Genomic DNA, 425 nt, shown 5'->3' with positions numbered 1-425 from the left:
GTTCCCTTCCAGCAGCGGTCCTACGGGCAAGTGATGCGCACGATTTTGTCCGAACGTGTCCTGGGCGATCTTCTTGCCAGCCCGGAGTATTCAGCTGACGCTGGCTTCCGACTTGTATTGCGGCGGGCAGCCGTGGTGGCTGAGGGTATTGAGATCTCCGGAAGGCGAATTGCGCTCAAGCTACGCGAAACTGATGACAAGCTGCGGTTCACCAAAGTGGTCGCCCGCATGGGTTCGCTGACTGCCCAAGCCTCTGTGACCAGTGGACCGGACGGACTCCGTCATGCAGTTCTGGACTTGGCGGAAAGTGCTGGCGACGGAGTTGCGTTTCCGCAGTGGACGCTTCGTGCCGTAACAGATGCCGGCGTCGAACGCGCCCTGGGATGGGGGCTTTCCTCCTCGAGCTCGGGCAGCCATGTGTATCC

General features: G+C 60.9%; 1 protein-coding gene. It reads left to right on the top strand.

The features are described 5' to 3' along the window. Positions 1-33 precede the first annotated feature (33 nt). Positions 34-425: hypothetical protein (locus tag AC1U89_RS24845; RefSeq protein WP_479902276.1), on the top strand; the 392-nt coding region annotated here is incomplete at its 3' end.

Source organism: Caulobacter sp. 05T431, from assembly GCF_056665975.1.
This window is presented reverse-complemented; position numbering and strand designations above follow the sequence as displayed.